The following is a 17,340-nucleotide window of genomic DNA, read 5'->3' on the forward strand; positions in this document are numbered from 1 at the left end:
AGGTTGATCTAAAGTTGGAAAGATTTGAGTTAGTTTCAACAAAAAATTATGAATGTTATGGATAGATATAAGGGGACAGCATCAGAAGATAATTTTTGATGCTGTCCTTTGTGATATGTAATTAAATTATGATTTTTGAACCAATGATGTGGTGTTATTTCGATATGCTAGCTTTTTGTCTTTAAATTTAAGTATATAGAATCAACTCCAAAATATTTTTAAAAGTTTTTGTGAAGGGATACTACAGTACTAAGAGAAGTTAATTCACAGTTAGATAACCTTTGAGGCGAAATATTTGGGCTATTCTGCTTATTGTGCAAGAGCATATTTTATTTTAATTTGAAATACCAAATTTAGAATTTTTATAAGTTTGAAATCAATGGCGAATAATATTTATGAAGTTTATTGAAATAGCTGCTTTTTTATAAGAAGAACCGTGTCATAAGTTCTTGAAAATAGAAGAGATTAGAAAAAATCGTTTTTGATTTTCACTAACCTCTTCTATTTTGTTTATAAGATAATTATTAACACTAACAATTATTCTAAATCTTTAACTTTTTTCCCTCGAAAAAAATTAATTATAAATGTAAAGGTGAAAAAGCAACCGATAATTTCTAAAGTTTGCATAATTGGTATAGCACATGAAATATAATCATAAAACTTTTTAATTGATAAAAATCTACTAAACCATTCAACTCCAATAAATAGTGCAAAAGCACTTGGGAGCATACTGAAAATAACTATTAGTAAGGGAAGTAGATGGTAATTTTTATTTAATAACTGTAGAAGTATTTGTAGCAGTAGTAATAAAATACCAATAGATCCAATAATAAATACTATTTTACTAATGCTTTGATAGAATTTTGTAATATGTGTTTGTATAAACGAAACAAATATTGCTGATTTCTTGCTAAAAAAAGTGTTTATTGTTCCAGGCCAAATTATAGTTGAATGAGTTAACTCGCTCATATTTAAAAGTTGATTAAATGATCCTGTCGCTTCATTTACGCTAAGTTTATTGTATTTATACGAAATCATGGTATTGAAGTAATTTGCTGTGTGATTTTTAAACCATAATATATCAGAAAACCGTAATCCTTGAGAAACTTGAGAAAGATAAAAGCGATTAGATTTTTTTAGTTTGCCCGTATTAAAAGCATGCAACAATTCATTATGTACTTTTTTATAAAAATTGTTAGCATATATCCCATTTTTGTGAAGGTACAAAGTACTAAAAGTATCTCTAAACTTCCAAAAAATCATATCTCCAGGATATTCTATCCTCTGACCAGTTGAATAATTTGTAAACGAATTATTCAACTGGTCAGAAAACTTCCTTAGAGTGGGACTATAATTTTCTGCTTTATCAACTGCAGATTTGGAAATCCAAATATTAGATTGATATTTTTCGCTTTCTTGAATTACTAGGAGATCATGAAGGAAATCTTTGTAATAAGTGCCAGATCTATCTGTTATAGTATACTCATCATAATATTTGTAGTTCATATTCTTGTAAAAAAGGCTAACCATAGTTAGTGAAAAGATTGGAAGAACAATTAGAAGAAGATGAAGAGAAAGATCTTTAAAATTTTGTGATTTTGAAATTATAACAGTTATTATCGAAGATATACTGAGAATCACAACAAAGGGCATCAACCAGATAGAGTCTTCCTTTAGGTAGTAAAAAAAGGGCAAACTTATACTAGAAAGAATTGACCAAAAGATAATTTTTATTTTTCTTTCCCTAATACTAGCATATAGTCCTATAAATGCCCCAATAACAAGAATAGTTGAACTTATTAGAACACCACCTCTGTATATTTTTTGAATGTTTTCCTGATGGAGCATTATTGGCGAATATAATAAAAAAATAAACAATATATATGAAAGTACTTTTTTTTGGGATACTTTATATATAGAATAAGATAAGACTGTTACAGAAAATAAATAATACAGTATTAAGGCAAGTCTATATGGAATTCCAAGTGCATAGTTAATAACTAAGAAGAGGCTGAATGATATAGACTTTACCAGTGTTAAAGAATTAAAGGAGCCTAGCCAATGGCCGGCAAGTAAACTTTTTGCATAAACTATATATAGATAGTCATCTGCACCAGCATTTCCTTGAGCAAATAAAGGAATTCTAAGTGCAATAATAATGCGAATAATGATAAAAAATAGAAATAGAAAGAGCAACCACTTTTTACGTAGAAATTGATAAAATACATTCATATAATTACCTTCAAATTTTAATTTTTCTTGATTCGGAACTTAACTACTATAACATATGATTGAGAATAAATGAATGTTATAGTAGTTAAACATCTAAAAAGATATGATACAATTCTGAAAGAATTAAGGGAAAATACGGGTATTTTCATTTGTTTTTTAGCTTACTATCTATTTTTAATACATTTAGCATAGCGGCGAGAACTAATTATTTTATTAAGTTTCATATAGCAAAATAACTTAACTAATTTAAGAAGATAATAATAAGGATTTGAAATTAATTGTGCTTTATAATACAAGTGTTAAAATTATATTTTGCACTATCTAATAATGATTAAAGCTAGCAATATTAAAATGTTTTTTGTAATTTGTGAAAACTATTGCTTAAAAAGAGAAAAAGTGCTATCATTCATTTGTAGAAAGCGCTTGCATAGAAACTATGTTTAACTTCAATAAGGAGGCATTTGACAATGAAACAACTTGAGAAGAGAGTGGAACCAAAGGCATGGGAAGGATTTAGTGGCGGAAATTGGCAGTCAGAGGTTGATATCCGTGATTTTATTCAACAAAACTTTAAACAATATAATGGTAATGAATCATTTCTTGAAGATGCAACACCTGAGACAAAGGAACTTAACGACCGTTTGGTTGCTTTAAAACTTAAAGAGCGTGCTGCAGGTGGTGTACTTGATGCAGATACGAAGGTTGTTTCGACAATTACTTCACATGGCCCTGGATATCTTGACAAGAATCTTGAAAAAATTGTAGGACTTCAAACAGATAAACCTTTAAAGAAAGCCTTAATGCCATATGGTGGAATTCGTATGGCAAAGGATGCCCTTGAATCATACGGATTAAAACTTGATCCAGAAATAGAACACTTTTTCAATGACTTATCAAAAACTCATAATCAAGGTGTTTTTGATGCTTATACTCCAGACGTTAAAAGAGCACGTCACTATAAGATTGTAACAGGTCTTCCTGATGCATACGGACGTGGTCGAATTGTTGGTGACTTTCCAAGAATTGCGCTTTACGGGATTGATTACTTAGTTGCATCTAAATTAAATGATTTAGACAATTATGGTGATGGAGAGATGACAGATAGTGTTATCCAAATGAGAGAAGAAATCTCAGAGCAAATTCGAGCGCTTAACCAGATTAAGGATATGGCGGCATCATACGGCTACGATATTTCTCAACCAGCTACAACAGCGCAAGAAGCAATTCAATGGCTCTATTTTGGATACCTAGCAGCTATCAAACAACAAAATGGGGCTGCAATGTCGATTGGACGAGTTGATACTTTTATTGATATCTTTGTTGAGCGTGATATTGAACGTGGTATTTTGAATGAAAAAGAAGCTCAAGAGTTAATTGATCAGTTTACAATGAAGTTAAGGATGGTTTCCTTCATTCGTACACCTGAATATAATTCCTTATTCTCAGGTAATCCAATTTGGGCAACATTATCTTTAGCAGGAATGGGAATTGATGGGGAACATCATGTTACAAAGACAGCATTCAGATTTCTGAATACGCTGAAGAATATGGGTGCAGCTCCAGAGCCTAATATTACATTGTTGTGGTCACAAAAACTACCAGATACTTTTAAGCACTATGCAGCTGCAGTTTCAGTTGAGAGTTCAACAATTCAATATGAAAATGATGACTTAATGCGTAAACAATGGGGTACTGACTATTATGCAATTGCATGTTGTGTATCAGCACAACCAGTTGCAGATGGAATTCAATACTTCGGAGCACGTGCAAACCTTGCTAAAACTGTACTTTACACAATTAATGGTGGTAAAGATGAGATTGGTAAAGCACAAGTAGGACCTGCTTATGAACCAATTTCGTCAGAGTACGTTGATTATGATGAATTTATGAAGAAATTTGATCCAATGTTAGATTGGTTAGCTGATGTTTATGTCAATGCTTTAAATACCATTCATTATATGCATGATAAATATTATTATGAATCAGCACAGTTGGCTCTTAAAGATACAAGATTAGATCGAACATTTGCGACTGGTATTTCAGGACTATCTGTTGCAGCAGATTCGATTTCGGCGATCAAGTACGGGCATGTTAAAGTTATTCGTGACGAAGACGGGATTGCAGTTGATTTTAAGGCAGATAATGATTTCCCACGTTATGGAAACAATGATGATCGTGCTGATGAAATTGCAGTATGGCTCGTTAAGTCACTTTACACGAAGATGAACAAGCATCATTTATATCGCGGTTCTAAGCTATCAACCTCTGTTTTGACAATCACATCAAATGTTGTTTATGGTAAGAATACTGGAACAACACCTAACGGACGTCAAAAAGGTGAACCTTTTGCTCCTGGAGCTAATCCTGCTTACGGTGCAGAGGAAAGCGGAGCATTAGCATCATTATTGTCAGTTGCTAAACTACCATATAAGTACGCAACAGATGGAATTTCCAATACTTTCGCCGTAACACCAACGACACTAGGTCATGATGAAGAGTTGCAAAAAGATGCTTTAGTAAACATGATTAATGGGTATATGAAGAATAATGGTCATCACTTGAACATTAATGTTTTCAAACGTGAAACGCTCCTTGATGCTCAGGAACACCCTGAAAATTACCCAACATTAACAATCCGGGTTTCAGGTTACTGTGTATACTTTGCAGATTTAACTAAAGAACAACAAGATGATGTTATTTCGAGAACATTCCATCAAAGTATGTAGGAATTAAAAATAAACAGTTTTAAACAAATAATTCAGCACTTGAATGTGATGAGATAAAAAGGATTGCGGCTAGTGTGGGATGCCACGATCCTTTTTATTTCTAGGCAGTAAGGGAGGTAAGATTGATGATACAAAGGCAAATGCACGAACGTAAAGTTCCAACGCGAGATGGTGAAATAATTGGATATGTGCACTCAACTGAAAGTTTTGGAGCAGTCGATGGGCCTGGTATTCGCTTCGTTGTCTTTATGCAAGGCTGCAACATGCGCTGCCAGTTTTGTCATAATCCTGATACGTGGCGTAAAAATGTCGGCACTGAGATGACGACTGATGAAATTCTTCAGCTGGCACTACCATATCGCCAATTCTGGGGAGAAAAGGGAGGTATTACACTTAGTGGTGGCGAAATAATGTTGCAGACAGAATTCGCTTTAGAATTATTCACAAAATGTAAGAAATTGGGGATCAATACTTGTCTAGATACATGTGGTCAGCCATTTACTAGGCGCCAGCCTTGGTTTGACAACTTCAATGAACTACTGAAAGTTACCGATATTTTATTAGTTGATATCAAGCATATCAATTCTGATGAACATCGTAAGTTGACAGGATTTAGAAATGAAAATATTTTAGATATGTGTCAATATCTATCGGACATTGATAAACCAGTTTGGATTCGTCATGTATTGATTCCAGAGAGAACTGATTTTGACAATTATTTGACACAGCTGGGTAATTATATTAAAACATTGCACAATGTCCAAAAAGTTGAAGTGCTTCCATATCATACAATGGGTGTACACAAGTACCAAGAGATGGGAATTAAGTATAAACTCGATGGTATTGAGCCGCCAACTCCGGAACGTGTAAAAAATGCAGAAAAGTTATTGCATGTTGAAGATTACCAAGGCTATTTAAAATGATAAATTAAAATTGTATAAAAAAATAATGTGACATAAGTGAAGCACCTTACAAAATTTGGACAAACAAGTCAAGTTTTGTAAGGTGCTTTTTTTATTTTGGAAAAATATATTTTATAAGCTGCAAATGGTTACGCAAAGGGGTCGTTATCTTTATCTTTTACACGGTTATATTCAATATGATTAGCAACACTATCTGCAACATCCTCAGCAACAATATTTGCTAGAAATGCAAGCGACATATCAATTCCGGCAGATACACCTGAGGAAGAATAGAGATGGTCATCAACAACCCAACGTGCTTTTTTGATCCAATGAACTTGAGTATTAATACTTGTTACCCAGTCAAATGCTAATTTATTTGAGGTTGCTTTTTTCCATCCATAAAGTGTGTGGCAGCAAGTAACGCAGACCCAGTACAAACGGTTAAACAGTAGCTAGCTTTCAGTGCAAGTTTATGAAGAGATCTTAAAAATAGCTAATTTATTATTAGAATATTATTTTTAGCTATAATAGAAAGATTTGTAAAAAAAGATTATCTGCTAATTATTAAGAATAAAGTAAGGTTTAGCAAGGTATAAGTTATTTATACAATTAATTGGTCTATTCCACTTTACTTAAAATTGAGTAATGTTACAATTTCTTACATCCGATATAGAAATAAATTATCTATGCACTTAAATGAATATTTACTATTTCTACCTGAATTATTCATAGTTCATTAAAAGCCCGTCAGTTTTCGTATTTTTTCGAAAACTGACGGGTATGTCTTTATCTTTTGCTGAAATACTATGTTTATAAGTTCTAGCTAGTGAGATTTTTCAACTAACTCAGAATTGCTTTGAATTTTTGGATACACTTGTCCCTTGGTTGTACAGATTTTTTTAATTTTGCCGGTTATTCAATAGCCTGGATACGCTGTAGAACCTGGTAGAACAGTCGATGGTAAACATGATACGAGCTCAGTCGCAACTGAATGCGTCGGCCAGTATGCACGACACGTGCCGCAAATTTGAATAAACGGATCCGCAATGTGCTAACGCACAAACCTGAATCATGTTTTGTCAGTGCTAGCTGCTTTAAAAAGTTGACAATATTGTAAGCCAGTACACTAACCATCATCCGGGCAGCGTTGGCATTAAACGTTGAACTATCAGTCTTATCGAAAAAGAAACCTGCTTTAGCTTCTTTGATGTAATTTTCCATTTGGCCGCGTTTGTGATACAGTTCAAAGGCTGTTTCAGCCGTTAAATTAGTCAGATTAGTAACGATAAATTCATGTGAAAAGATCAGTTCACCGGCTGCTCGAGTTGATTTAACATAGATCTGCCGCGGCTTAGGCCACGATGCTGATTGATAGATTTCAGAGTAGTAGTGAGTCTCTTTCTCTTGCCACTGGGTTTGATCACTGATCTTGACGAACTTTTCAGCTAGATTCTGCAGTTTCCGATTGCGTTTGAGTCGAATAATGTAAAACACATCGTCGGCTTCACAGACATCGTAAACTTCTGGCGTGGCGAAGCCACTATCACCACGAACCAGAATGTCAGTCGTGGGCAGCTGAGTTTGATAATGCTTTAATAGTGGTGTTAAAAAAGCTTTTACATCTTTGCTGGTGTAGGCATTTCCAGGACGCAAGACAGCTTTCAATAAGTTACCATCTTGATCAGTTGCCAGTAATGGATGATATCCTTCAGTACCATAATGTGCGTTGTAGTTAGTGGCTTCCTGTTTGCCATAAGTGTCTGAGTGAGTCGAATCGATATCAATAATCGTGGCTGTCTGGTTGGTTAATAGTCGAACACGGTCGATCAAAGCCTCATTTAAAGTCTGTAATGTGCTAACACTATCTTTATCAAAGCGTTGCCAAAAACGTGATATTGTTGCTTGTGAAGCCAAAGACGGTTTATCCAATAATAATTTAAAAAGCGGTTCTTTTTCTAAAAAAGTTGCCGCAGAATCTGTGCTATAACCGGCAATAATCTGAAGAGTTAACTGTCTTAAGATACTAGAATTACTGTGTTGACAATATCGTCGCTGGTCATTGAACCTCAATAGTTTATCGGCCAAGTTGGTGAACTGAAACTTTGCCATCAGTTCTACACACAATGTTAGCCCGCCATCGGAAGATAATTGACCACCCGTATGCGATACTAAAATATTCTTGTTGAAATTGAATGCCATTTCCTGTAAAGTTTTCAATGTAGAGTCCTCTTCTCTCATGTGGTTTTGTTTAGCAATTTAACTATACCAGAGCTGAGGCTCTTTTTGTGCACTTAAAAGGTGAAAATGCAAAATGCCCATCAAACGCGTGAAGCATGTGTTTGATGGGTATCTTGTGTATTTTTGTGAATAAATCAGGTTTCTACAAAACGAGATACCATTAAATAGGTTTGCATAGATATTATGCTAATTAGTTGAGAAGGAGGAATTTTATAATGGGTATACCAAATATCGTTTTAACTAGAATTGATAATCGCTTAGTGCATGGACAAGTCGGGGTTGTTTGGACTTCTTCGATTGGTGCCAATCTTTTACTGGTAGCAAATGATGATGCAGCAAAAAGTGAGCTACAACAAGAATTAATGTCAGCAACAGCTGAAACTTCAGAGGTGGGAATTCGTTTTTGGTCATTGGAGAAAACAATTACTACAATTGAAAAAGCAAGTCCAAGACAAAAAATATTTTTAATTGTTAAAACACCGCAAGATGTACTTCGTTTAGTACAAGGAGGAGTTCCGATTGCTGAATTAAATGTTGGCAATATGCACCATAGTGAAGGAAAAGTACAACTTACGAAGAAGGTTTATGTTGATCAAGATGACAAAGATACATTTAGTAAGTTGGTTGAGTTAGGTGTAGATGTCTATATTCAAGATGTTCCAGAGGAGAGAAAAATAGCAATTAAGGATGTGATTTAAATGGCAATTACATTTACTCAAGGGATACTGATAGCAATTTTTGCTATTATTGCTGGGATAGATTTTTGGTTAGAAGGTTTTTACATATTTAGGCCAATGATTGTGTGTACAGTAACAGGATTCTTACTAGGGGATTTAAAATTAGGGATAGTTGCTGGTGGATTGACTGAACTTGCATTTGCAGGATTAACACCAGTTGGTGGAACACAGCCACCTAATCCCATTATGGCAGGAATAATGACTGTCGTAATTGCACATACCACTGGGCACAGCCCTGCAACTGCAATTGGGCTTTCGCTGCCTTTTAGTATTTTAATGCAATATATAATTTTGTTTTGTTATTCGATTTTTTCAGTATTCACGAAGAAGGCTGATGAATATGTTGCAAAAGGGGAATTTCGTAAGTTTGGGATAATCGTACTTTTACCAACTGTTTTGGTAGCTTTAGCTTATAGTGTCTTTTCATTTTTAAGTGTATATGGAGCACAAGGGTTAATGAAAACATTAGTTAACTCAATGCCAACGTGGTTAAGTCATGGATTCACAATTGCTGGTGGCATCTTACCTGCTGTTGGATTTGGTTTATTGCTCAAGAGTATGTTAAAGACAAAGTATGTACCTTATTTATTGTTAGGTTTTACTGCTGCTTGCTTCATTAAGTTCGGTAACTTAATGCCAGTCGCAATTATTGGAGCATCTCTTGCCTGGATCGAATATGGTAGGGAGAAAAAAGCACGAGAAATAAGCAAAAAATTTAAAAACATAGAACAATCACTTGAAAATGCTGGGGGTGAAGAAGATGGTATCTGAGAAAAAGGAAAGAAATAAATTAAGTAAGAAAGATATTACGAAGTTAGGTCTATTATCATTATTTAATCAATCTGGAATGAACTATCAGAGAATGCAAGCTGATGGTTGGACTTTTGCCATGATACCTTCTTTGAAAAAAGTATATGGCGACGATAAAAAAGGACTTATTGAAGCTGTTAAAGCAAACCTGCAGTTCATAAATACTAACAATTATGCTGCGCCATTGTTGATGGGACTTGAAGCTTCCTTGGAAGAAAACGGTGAAGAAAGATCAACAATTGATGGTTTGCGAGTAGCTTTATTTGGTCCAATTGCCGGAATAGGTGATGCAATTACTTGGTACACAATTTTGCCAATTGTTGCTGGTGTAACAGCTTCTTTTGCAAAACAAGGAAGTATTCTTGGACCGCTAGTGTTCTTTATAGTGTATGTTGCTATGTTTCTGGCAAGAATCCCAATAGCTCATCTAGGCTATTCAGCTGGGACTAGGGCTATCTCAAAGATACACGAGAATTCTGCAATTGTTGCACATGCAGCCAGTGTTCTCGGATGTACGGTGATCGGAGGACTAATTGCAACTTATGTTCAAATTAATGTAGTTACTAAAATACAAGTAACATCTTCTCACACGATTTCAATCCAGAAGGAATTCCTCGATAATATTTTTCCGAATATTCTTCCACTTGGTTATACTTTTCTATTATATTGGTTATTGAAAAAGAAAAATGTTAGTCCAGTAACGCTGATAATTCTAACATTCTTATTGGCAATTCTATTTTCATGGATGGGAGTTCTCTAAAGATGCAAATTATTGTAACAGGACATGGTAATTTTGGAACTGGTATCGAATCAACAGTTAAATTGCTGGCAGGTTCAATTCCAAATGTTAGATATATTGATTTTTCAGCTAATATGAATGAACAGGAACTTGCTAATAAATTTGAAGAACTTTTGCAAGTTGATCCTAAGGCTGTTTTTTTCTGTGATTTAACCGGTGGAACTCCATATAAACAAGCAGTGTATAAAAAAGAAAAATATGAAGTTGCAGTTATTGCGGGTTGTAATGTAGGTTCACTATTAGAAGTTGGATTGCAAAATAACTTAAAAGATGCCACGGATGTACATGGGATTGCTCAAAGCTTGGTTGAGGCTGCCAAAAATGGCATTCAGGAGTTTGGCGTTAGAAAAACACAAATTATAGATGAATCTGAGGAAGATGGAATCTAGAAATAGCACTTTGATATAAGATACACATTTATTCGTAACAAACAAAAAGGCGAGGTCAGAATTTTAACTTTTGACCCCGCTTTTTCGTGTTCATAACATATAGTTTGAAATAAAAATTACTCAAATTAGTCAAAATATACTACATTCTTAATTAGATTAAATCTGATTTTTTCAAGATCTCAAAGAAGTATTACATTTTCCGATTTTTCTCACGAAATTTTTAGTTGATAAAAGCCATTAATATGTTATTTTAATTATTGCTGACATTTTATAAGTAAATGTTGTGCGCCACTATCTATTGAGGGGTGAGTTCAATCAATTCATTCAAATACAATGTCTCAACTAACTTGAGAAAGCAAACAATTACCGTTCCTTCTAGTATTGGAGAAGCAAGCGGAATCTCATTTATGGGGAGAAATGTTAAATCTATAATTTTCACAACAGACATAGCGATTATTAGAAACACAAATGCTGATGCAATCTGGGCTGTATATCCATTCACACCAGATCCTGCTATTATGCAAGCTATCCAAGTTGCTTCTGATAAACCGGTTTTTTCAGGAGTAGGTGGTGGATTAACAAACGGTAAACGATCAGCAGACATGAGTCTTTTTGCTGAAAGTTGGGGAAGCCTGGGAGTAATAGTAAATGCACCTACGTCGGTAGATACAATTAAATTGATAAATGATGTTGTTGATATTCCTATAATTATGACTGTAATCTCAGCAAATGTTGATTTTGACGAGAAATTCGCAGCAGGAATTGATGTTATCAATGTGAGCGGTGGACAGGATACTACTAAAATAGTTAAGGAAATCAGAAAAAAATATCCGGAAGTCCCGTTGATTGCAACAGGCGGTCATTCAGATGAATCTATTCGTTCTGTAATCGAGGCCGGAGCAAACGCAATCATTTATACACCGCCAACAACGGGCAGTTTATTTTCCCGGAAAATGAAAGAATATCGTGAGTTTGGATTTTGAGTATTCAAGTATAAATAAATACGATGAAAATAATTCTCCATAAAAATATTTAATTTAAAATTGGTTTTTTTATTGTAAGTGTCCCCGATATTGTTTATTATTAATCTATAAATTAAATATGAAGCGTATAATTATCAAGCAACAGCGAATAATATTTAACAATTAATAATGAAGGGGAATTGAAGTATGAAGACAAAACAAGAGAACATTTTTTCTTCAAAAACGCTTAGTTATTTCTTGCAATTAGCTGAAACAATGAGCTATACACAAGCAGCGCAAATTCTAGGAATTACGCAACCAGCATTGACACAACAAATAAAAAAGCTAGAAAGAACGGTTGGAGCACCATTATTCTATTCCGTTGGGAAAAAACTGCACTTATCGGACGCGGGGTATACAATGTTAGATGCAACTCATCAAATCTATGAGACATTGAACCGTGCGGCTGATGAGATTCAGCAATCAACGAGCGCTGTTCAAGGAGATATCAGCGTTGGAATCTTGGCTTCAGTTGAAGATCATGTCTTTACTCAATTCGCGATCGAATACTATAGGCAACATAGTGATGTAAAAATTATTTATCATATGTTGACTCGCAAGGAAATTTGGGAACTTCTTGAGAGTAACAATATTGATTTAGCAGTAATGTATCTTCCAGATGATAGTATTAAGAATTGGAAACCTTATGAATCCAAAAAAATAATTGAAGAAAACTTGATTTTTTTACATAGTGAGACTGAGTTTTCAAAAAAGAGACGTATCAAACTGCGTGATACACTGAATCGTGATTGGGTTACGTATCCGCCTAAGTATTATCTAAACAGTACATTGCTTGAGACATACAAAAATGCATTGGTTGATAAACCACATAGTGTTGCTCACTTTGCGACCCCAGAACAGATCTTTGATTTTGCACAGGCAACAGGGGTTAACACTGCTTTGCCAACATCCTTTGTGATTTCTCATCAAAATGAAAATGAAAAGAAACTCAGTGAGGCACATTTTGATCCAGAAATCGCTTTTGACTTGGCTTTTGTTTTTCGCAAGGATAAAGATCAAATTCCGCGAATTGCAAGTTTTTTAGCAAGCTTTGATGTTTTTTTAGGAGAAAAAGATTATATTTCCCGCTTGACAGAAATAAGCAATCAAGGTTAAATCAAATTAGAGAATTAAATAAGTAAGAATGGAGATCTTTTTGATGAAAGAACTTGTTTTTGGTCACAAAAATCCTGATACAGATGCAATTGTTGCAGCTAAAGCTTTTGCATATCTAGAAAATCAGCTTGGTGCGGATGCAGAAGCTGTTGCTTTAGGAACACCTAATGAAGAAACTAAATTCGTTTTGGAACATTTTTCCGAGGAAACACCACGTGTGGTAACTGAAGTCAGCAAAGAAGTTGAAGCTGTCATGCTTGTCGACCACAACGAAGCGCAACAAAGCGTTGATGATATTAAGGATGTAACGGTTACACATGTTGTTGATCATCATCGAATTGCTAACTTTGAAACTTCAGCTCCTCTTTATTACTATGCTGAACCAGTTGGCTGTACAAGTACAATCATTTTCAAGCTGTTCAAACAAAATAGTATAAAAATTCCTGCAAAATTAGCTGGACTAATGTTATCTGCAATTATTTCAGATACTTTATTATTCAAATCTCCTACAACTACACCGGCTGATGAAGTTGCAGTTAAAGAATTGGCTAAGATTGCTGCTGTTGATTATGAGACATATGGTTTAGAAATGCTTAAAGCAGGAACTAATCTAGGAAGCAAATCTGAGAAAGAATTAATTGATGCTGATGCAAAGTCGTTTGAAATGGGTGGCAAGACAGTTAGAATTGATCAAGTAAATACTGTTGATCTTGATGAGGTCTTTGCACGCGAAGTAGCATTGCGTAATGCAATTGAAGAGGAAAGTGCTACTGAAGGGTACGACTTATTCTTGTTAATGGTTACAAATATTCTTGATAGCAATACACGATTGCTCGTTGTCGGTGAACCAAAGAATGTTGTTGAAACAGCATTTTCTGTTAAGTTAATAGACGATAAAGCAGAATTACCTGGAGTTGTTTCACGTAAGAAACAAGTTGTACCTCAACTTGAAAAGGCATTTTAATTTAATAAAGCATAATTAGCTAGGATAGTGTGACATTAGTCGGGAAGATTTAAGGACTAACTCAAAATTACGAGTATAGTGAGAACTTTGCTAGGAATAATTCGAAGTTAGTCGGAGAATTTTGATGTATGGAACATATTTATGCAGAATAAAAAAAGTGGCTGAGTCAAATTTAACTTTTGGCTCAGCTTCTTTTTGCTTTGTATCCAATTTGAATTTTAGCGACTATTGCTTTTATGTTACGATGGATAAAAAATAATTGTGAAGGAGTTGTGTTTGATGGCAGATGCATCGTTTATACATGAGATTGTTAAACCAACTGATCCCTTATCTGTATGGTTATATTTGCATAATGAAAGAAATGTGATATTTGTTGCGCCACATTGGCATCAAGGCATAGAGATATCATACACAGTTTTTGGAAGTATTGATGATTTTGTTATAAATCAGAAACATTTTACAACAAGTGGTGGTAGGGTACTAGTTATTAATTCGCAAGAATTGCATAGTGTTTATGCAAGAAGAAATGACAAAAGCGAGGCACTATCAATTATTTTTCCATATGCGTTTGTTAATCGGTTATGTCCACAAATTGAGAACCAAGTTATCAATATAAATGATACGGATACGTTTAATTCGATTGAAAAAGAAGCTTATATTAAACTACAAACAAGTCTATTTGAAATGTATCTGGTAATGAAAAGTGACGATAAATATAAAAACTTGAAGCTGGAAGCTAGTAGTATCAAGGTTTTACAGTTGCTTATTCAATACTTTGCTAAATCAAAAAATGAATACAATAGAAAAGATGGTACAAAAGAATTCGTAGTGAACAGGATTCAAATGATTACAAAGTTTGTACATGAGAATTATTATAAAAGAATAAGCTTAGATGAGATTGCTTCTGAGGTTAATATATCAAAAGTATATTTAACAAAGTTTTTTAAGAAGTATATGAACTTAACAGTGGGACAATATATTACAAATGTTAGAGTACAAAAAGCCTACTATGATCTTATTGGAAAAGCCGGAAATTTAACGCAGATTGCAAGTAAAAATGGGTTTTCCACAACTCGTGCTATGAATAAAGCCTTTATAGGAATATATGGAAAAAATGCATTTACGATTTATAAAGAGAACAATAATTGACAGTTATTAAGATTAGATAGTGCTAGTTCGAGTAGATAATATACTTTAAAATGAAAGCGTAAACAAAAAAGGAGGGACCTTTTTATGACTGAACAAAACGTTTTAGAGATGATCAACCAAATCAGGGTAGATTGGAAGAAGGGGGATGATGAACGAGATGCTGGTTTACCTAGAGAAATTGAAGGAGTAACCAGAATAGATGATATCCCTTATGGTCCGGATCCAACGTGGAACTTATTAGATATTTATATCCCACAAAATGTGATTGGGAAAATACCGGTGATTATCAATATTCACGGTGGTGGCTGGTGTTATGGGACCAAAGAAACTTATCAATTCTATGGACTGGGTTTAGCTCAAAGAGGGTTTGCTTTTATTAATCCTAACTATCGTTTAGCTCCCGAGGCTGTTTTCCCAGAAGAATTAGATGATGTGAATCGTTATGTTCATTGGGTTGCTGAACATGCAGATGAATATGGACTTGATAAAAATAATGTTTTTTTGGTGGGAGATAGTGCTGGTGGACAAATGGCTGAACAATACACCGCAATTCTAAAAAATGCAGAGTACCGAAAAAAATTTGGATATGAGTTGACTGATTTAAAATTCAGAGCACTTGCCTTGAATAGCGCAGCTGCTTTTGTATTAGATCCAGGAGTCATAGGTGGAGCAACTGTTGGATATTTTACACCCGAGATAGTAAAAGAAAAATCAGACATGTTGAATACAGAGAAATATATTACCACGTCTTTTTTACCAACATATATTTCAACGGCAAACGAGGATTTTATTAGAGAATTATCAATCAAACTAGATAGTTTTTTAACAGAAATTGGAGTAGAACACGTATTTAAAGAGTACGGAGATCAGGATAATCCGCGACCACATGTTTTCTTAATCAATCAGAAAGATAAAATTGCAAATCAGGCTAATGATGATGAGATTGATTTTTTTAAGAAATTTATTGTTAAATGAGGGTTTGCTAGCTAGGAGGTAATAACATGAATAATGTCAAAGACAATATGAGATTTAAAGTATCACTGCTGTCTATTTCCTTGTTTTTAATGATGGCGCCACAAATTTCTTCTGCTCTTCCTTTGATGTACAATGCCTTTCCCGGAGTTAGCTCAGCTGGGGTAGATACTTTAGCGACTATTCCTAATTTTGGAATAGTAATTGGCTTGTTGATTAGTCCGTTCATGGTTCGTTTTATAAATGCTAAACCAACAATTATAACTGGATTGATAATCACACTGGTTGCTGGAACATTTCCAATGTATTCAACAGGATATATAGCAATATTAGTTTCGAGATTATTGTTAGGTTTTGGAATTGGTCTTTTTAATTCGTTGGCGGTTAGCTTGATTCCAGAGTTTTATAAAAATAATGAGGAAGAATTGGCTGCAATGATTGGTTATCAAAATGTAATGGGGAGTGTCGGCGCAGCACTTGCATCATTTTTACTTAGTTATTTAGTTACAATCAGCTGGCATGCTGCATTTGCAATTTATTTTCTAGTAGTACCATCATTAATACTGTTTACGTTTTTTGTTCCTCTTTCAAAAAAGCAAAATAGTGCAACTAAGATAAAGAAAAGTAATGTGGAAAAACAAAGTGTCAATAAGAAAGTAATTCTGATTTCATTATTAATGTTCTTGATTTTCATGTTTTATATGCCAGTTTCATTTGCTTTGCCTAGTTTAATCGTTAGCGAAAAAATTGGAACATCAAGTACTGCAGCCCTAGTTGCAGGAATATCAACATTGGTGGGAATTCCGATTGGTGCAAGCTTTGGATTTTTCTTTAAGAAGCTACATGATAAGGTTTTTCCATTAGGTTTTGCACTTGTTACACTTGGATTCATATTAATAGCAATGTCTCAAAATATTGTATTACTATTTATAGCCGTAATTATCCTTGGATTTGGTTTTGGCATCGGAGTTCCGTACATGTATGCTTGGCTAGATTGGGCAGCACCACAAAATTCAATTAATCTAGGGACAACAATTGTTCTAATTTTGGTTAATATTGGCTGCTTTATCTCACCAACAGTTGTCAGTATGATTGGGCAGATATTTGGAATGAATTCTGCGCGTAATATTATGATTCTGAGTGCAGTTGCATTTTCCTTAATATTTAGCTTTGCATTGGTACATTATCTTAGGGTTCATAAACAGCAAATAAAGATTAACTAATACTTTTTTGATCTTCAAGTCTATTTAATTTTGTTTTATGGTAATTCAAAAAGAAAGT

The 17,340-nt window shown here is 34.2% G+C and carries 15 protein-coding genes; 12 read left to right on the top strand and 3 right to left on the bottom strand.

Annotated elements, in window-relative coordinates; genetic code table 11:
• Positions 1 to 537: 537 nt before the first annotated feature.
• A complete protein-coding gene (locus tag G6O70_RS06710; protein WP_233419142.1) occupies positions 538 to 2,232 on the bottom strand; it encodes a hypothetical protein in 1,695 nt (564 codons plus the stop codon).
• Between the two features lie 467 nt (positions 2,233 to 2,699).
• Between G6O70_RS06710 and pflB the strand changes: the two genes are divergently transcribed.
• Together pflB and pflA are read left to right on the top strand one after the other, a co-directional pair.
• Entirely contained in the window at positions 2,700 to 4,958 is a 2,259-nt protein-coding gene (gene pflB / locus G6O70_RS06715) for a formate C-acetyltransferase (protein ID WP_057869365.1), read from the top strand.
• A gap of 125 nt (positions 4,959 to 5,083) precedes the next feature.
• Complete coding sequence (gene pflA, locus G6O70_RS06720) at positions 5,084 to 5,881, top strand: pyruvate formate-lyase-activating protein (protein WP_057869366.1); 798 nt, start codon at positions 5,084 to 5,086, stop codon at positions 5,879 to 5,881.
• 128 nt (positions 5,882 to 6,009) lie between these two features.
• Here the strand turns inward: pflA and G6O70_RS06725 are convergent, their stop codons facing one another.
• Together G6O70_RS06725 and G6O70_RS06730 are read right to left on the bottom strand one after the other, a co-directional pair.
• The gene (locus G6O70_RS06725; protein WP_057869367.1) at positions 6,010 to 6,300 is read right to left on the bottom strand and encodes a type 1 glutamine amidotransferase family protein; all 291 of its coding nucleotides are present in this window, start codon (positions 6,298 to 6,300) and stop codon (positions 6,010 to 6,012) included.
• Positions 6,301 to 6,775: 475 nt separating this feature from the next.
• A complete protein-coding gene (locus G6O70_RS06730; RefSeq protein ID WP_057870478.1) occupies positions 6,776 to 8,080 on the bottom strand; it encodes an IS1380 family transposase in 1,305 nt (434 codons plus the stop codon).
• A 236-nt stretch (positions 8,081 to 8,316) separates the two neighbouring features.
• Here G6O70_RS06730 and agaB point away from each other — a divergent pair, with 236 nt between their 5' ends.
• The 10 genes from agaB to G6O70_RS06780 all read left to right on the top strand — a co-directional run bounded on the left by agaB (position 8,317) and on the right by G6O70_RS06780 (position 17,282).
• Complete coding sequence (gene agaB / locus G6O70_RS06735; RefSeq protein ID WP_057869161.1) at positions 8,317 to 8,799, top strand: PTS galactosamine transporter subunit IIB; 483 nt, start codon at positions 8,317 to 8,319, stop codon at positions 8,797 to 8,799.
• Positions 8,800 to 9,609, top strand: a complete 810-nt coding sequence (gene agaC / locus G6O70_RS06740; protein ID WP_057869160.1) for a PTS galactosamine transporter subunit IIC — start codon at positions 8,800 to 8,802, stop codon at positions 9,607 to 9,609. It begins immediately after the preceding gene.
• A complete protein-coding gene (agaD, locus tag G6O70_RS06745) occupies positions 9,599 to 10,408 on the top strand; it encodes a PTS galactosamine transporter subunit IID (RefSeq protein WP_057869159.1) in 810 nt (269 codons plus the stop codon). Before agaC ends, agaD begins: the two co-directional genes overlap by 11 nt.
• A gap of 2 nt (positions 10,409 to 10,410) precedes the next feature.
• The gene (locus G6O70_RS06750) at positions 10,411 to 10,836 is read left to right on the top strand and encodes a PTS sugar transporter subunit IIA (RefSeq protein ID WP_057869158.1); all 426 of its coding nucleotides are present in this window, start codon (positions 10,411 to 10,413) and stop codon (positions 10,834 to 10,836) included.
• Between the two features lie 407 nt (positions 10,837 to 11,243).
• A complete protein-coding gene (locus G6O70_RS06755) occupies positions 11,244 to 11,819 on the top strand; it encodes a beta/alpha barrel domain-containing protein (RefSeq protein WP_057869167.1) in 576 nt (191 codons plus the stop codon).
• Positions 11,820 to 12,005: 186 nt separating this feature from the next.
• On the top strand, positions 12,006 to 12,974 hold the full coding sequence (locus G6O70_RS06760; RefSeq protein ID WP_057869157.1) for a LysR family transcriptional regulator: 969 nt from the start codon (positions 12,006 to 12,008) through the stop codon (positions 12,972 to 12,974).
• A 43-nt stretch (positions 12,975 to 13,017) separates the two neighbouring features.
• Positions 13,018 to 13,938: a manganese-dependent inorganic pyrophosphatase gene (locus tag G6O70_RS06765; RefSeq protein WP_057869156.1), complete on the top strand. Its 921-nt coding sequence runs from the start codon at positions 13,018 to 13,020 to the stop codon at positions 13,936 to 13,938.
• A 279-nt stretch (positions 13,939 to 14,217) separates the two neighbouring features.
• Positions 14,218 to 15,087 carry an AraC family transcriptional regulator gene (locus G6O70_RS06770; protein ID WP_057869155.1) on the top strand — a complete coding sequence of 290 codons (870 nt, stop codon included), beginning with the start codon at positions 14,218 to 14,220 and terminating at the stop codon, positions 15,085 to 15,087.
• A gap of 84 nt (positions 15,088 to 15,171) precedes the next feature.
• Positions 15,172 to 16,062 (top strand): alpha/beta hydrolase, encoded by an 891-nt coding sequence (locus tag G6O70_RS06775; RefSeq protein WP_057869154.1) that lies wholly within the window; start codon positions 15,172 to 15,174, stop codon positions 16,060 to 16,062.
• Between the two features lie 26 nt (positions 16,063 to 16,088).
• Complete coding sequence (locus G6O70_RS06780) at positions 16,089 to 17,282, top strand: MFS transporter (RefSeq protein ID WP_057869153.1); 1,194 nt, start codon at positions 16,089 to 16,091, stop codon at positions 17,280 to 17,282.
• Positions 17,283 to 17,340 lie beyond the last annotated feature (58 nt).

The sequence above is a fragment of the Liquorilactobacillus hordei DSM 19519 genome, from assembly GCF_019443985.1.
Classification (GTDB): domain Bacteria; phylum Bacillota; class Bacilli; order Lactobacillales; family Lactobacillaceae; genus Liquorilactobacillus; species Liquorilactobacillus hordei.

Coding starts and splice junctions, on each gene's coding strand:
- G6O70_RS06765 (WP_057869156.1), top strand. CDS start 13,018: ATGAAAGAACTTGTTTTTGGTCACAAAAATCCTGATACAGATGCAATT.
- G6O70_RS06775 (WP_057869154.1), top strand. CDS start 15,172: ATGACTGAACAAAACGTTTTAGAGATGATCAACCAAATCAGGGTAGAT.
- agaB (WP_057869161.1), top strand. CDS start 8,317: ATGGGTATACCAAATATCGTTTTAACTAGAATTGATAATCGCTTAGTG.
- G6O70_RS06710 (WP_233419142.1), bottom strand. CDS start 2,232: ATGAATGTATTTTATCAATTTCTACGTAAAAAGTGGTTGCTCTTTCTA.
- pflA (WP_057869366.1), top strand. CDS start 5,084: ATGATACAAAGGCAAATGCACGAACGTAAAGTTCCAACGCGAGATGGT.
- G6O70_RS06750 (WP_057869158.1), top strand. CDS start 10,411: ATGCAAATTATTGTAACAGGACATGGTAATTTTGGAACTGGTATCGAA.
- G6O70_RS06780 (WP_057869153.1), top strand. CDS start 16,089: ATGAATAATGTCAAAGACAATATGAGATTTAAAGTATCACTGCTGTCT.
- G6O70_RS06755 (WP_057869167.1), top strand. CDS start 11,244: ATGGGGAGAAATGTTAAATCTATAATTTTCACAACAGACATAGCGATT.
- pflB (WP_057869365.1), top strand. CDS start 2,700: ATGAAACAACTTGAGAAGAGAGTGGAACCAAAGGCATGGGAAGGATTT.
- G6O70_RS06770 (WP_057869155.1), top strand. CDS start 14,218: ATGGCAGATGCATCGTTTATACATGAGATTGTTAAACCAACTGATCCC.
- G6O70_RS06760 (WP_057869157.1), top strand. CDS start 12,006: ATGAAGACAAAACAAGAGAACATTTTTTCTTCAAAAACGCTTAGTTAT.
- agaC (WP_057869160.1), top strand. CDS start 8,800: ATGGCAATTACATTTACTCAAGGGATACTGATAGCAATTTTTGCTATT.
- agaD (WP_057869159.1), top strand. CDS start 9,599: ATGGTATCTGAGAAAAAGGAAAGAAATAAATTAAGTAAGAAAGATATT.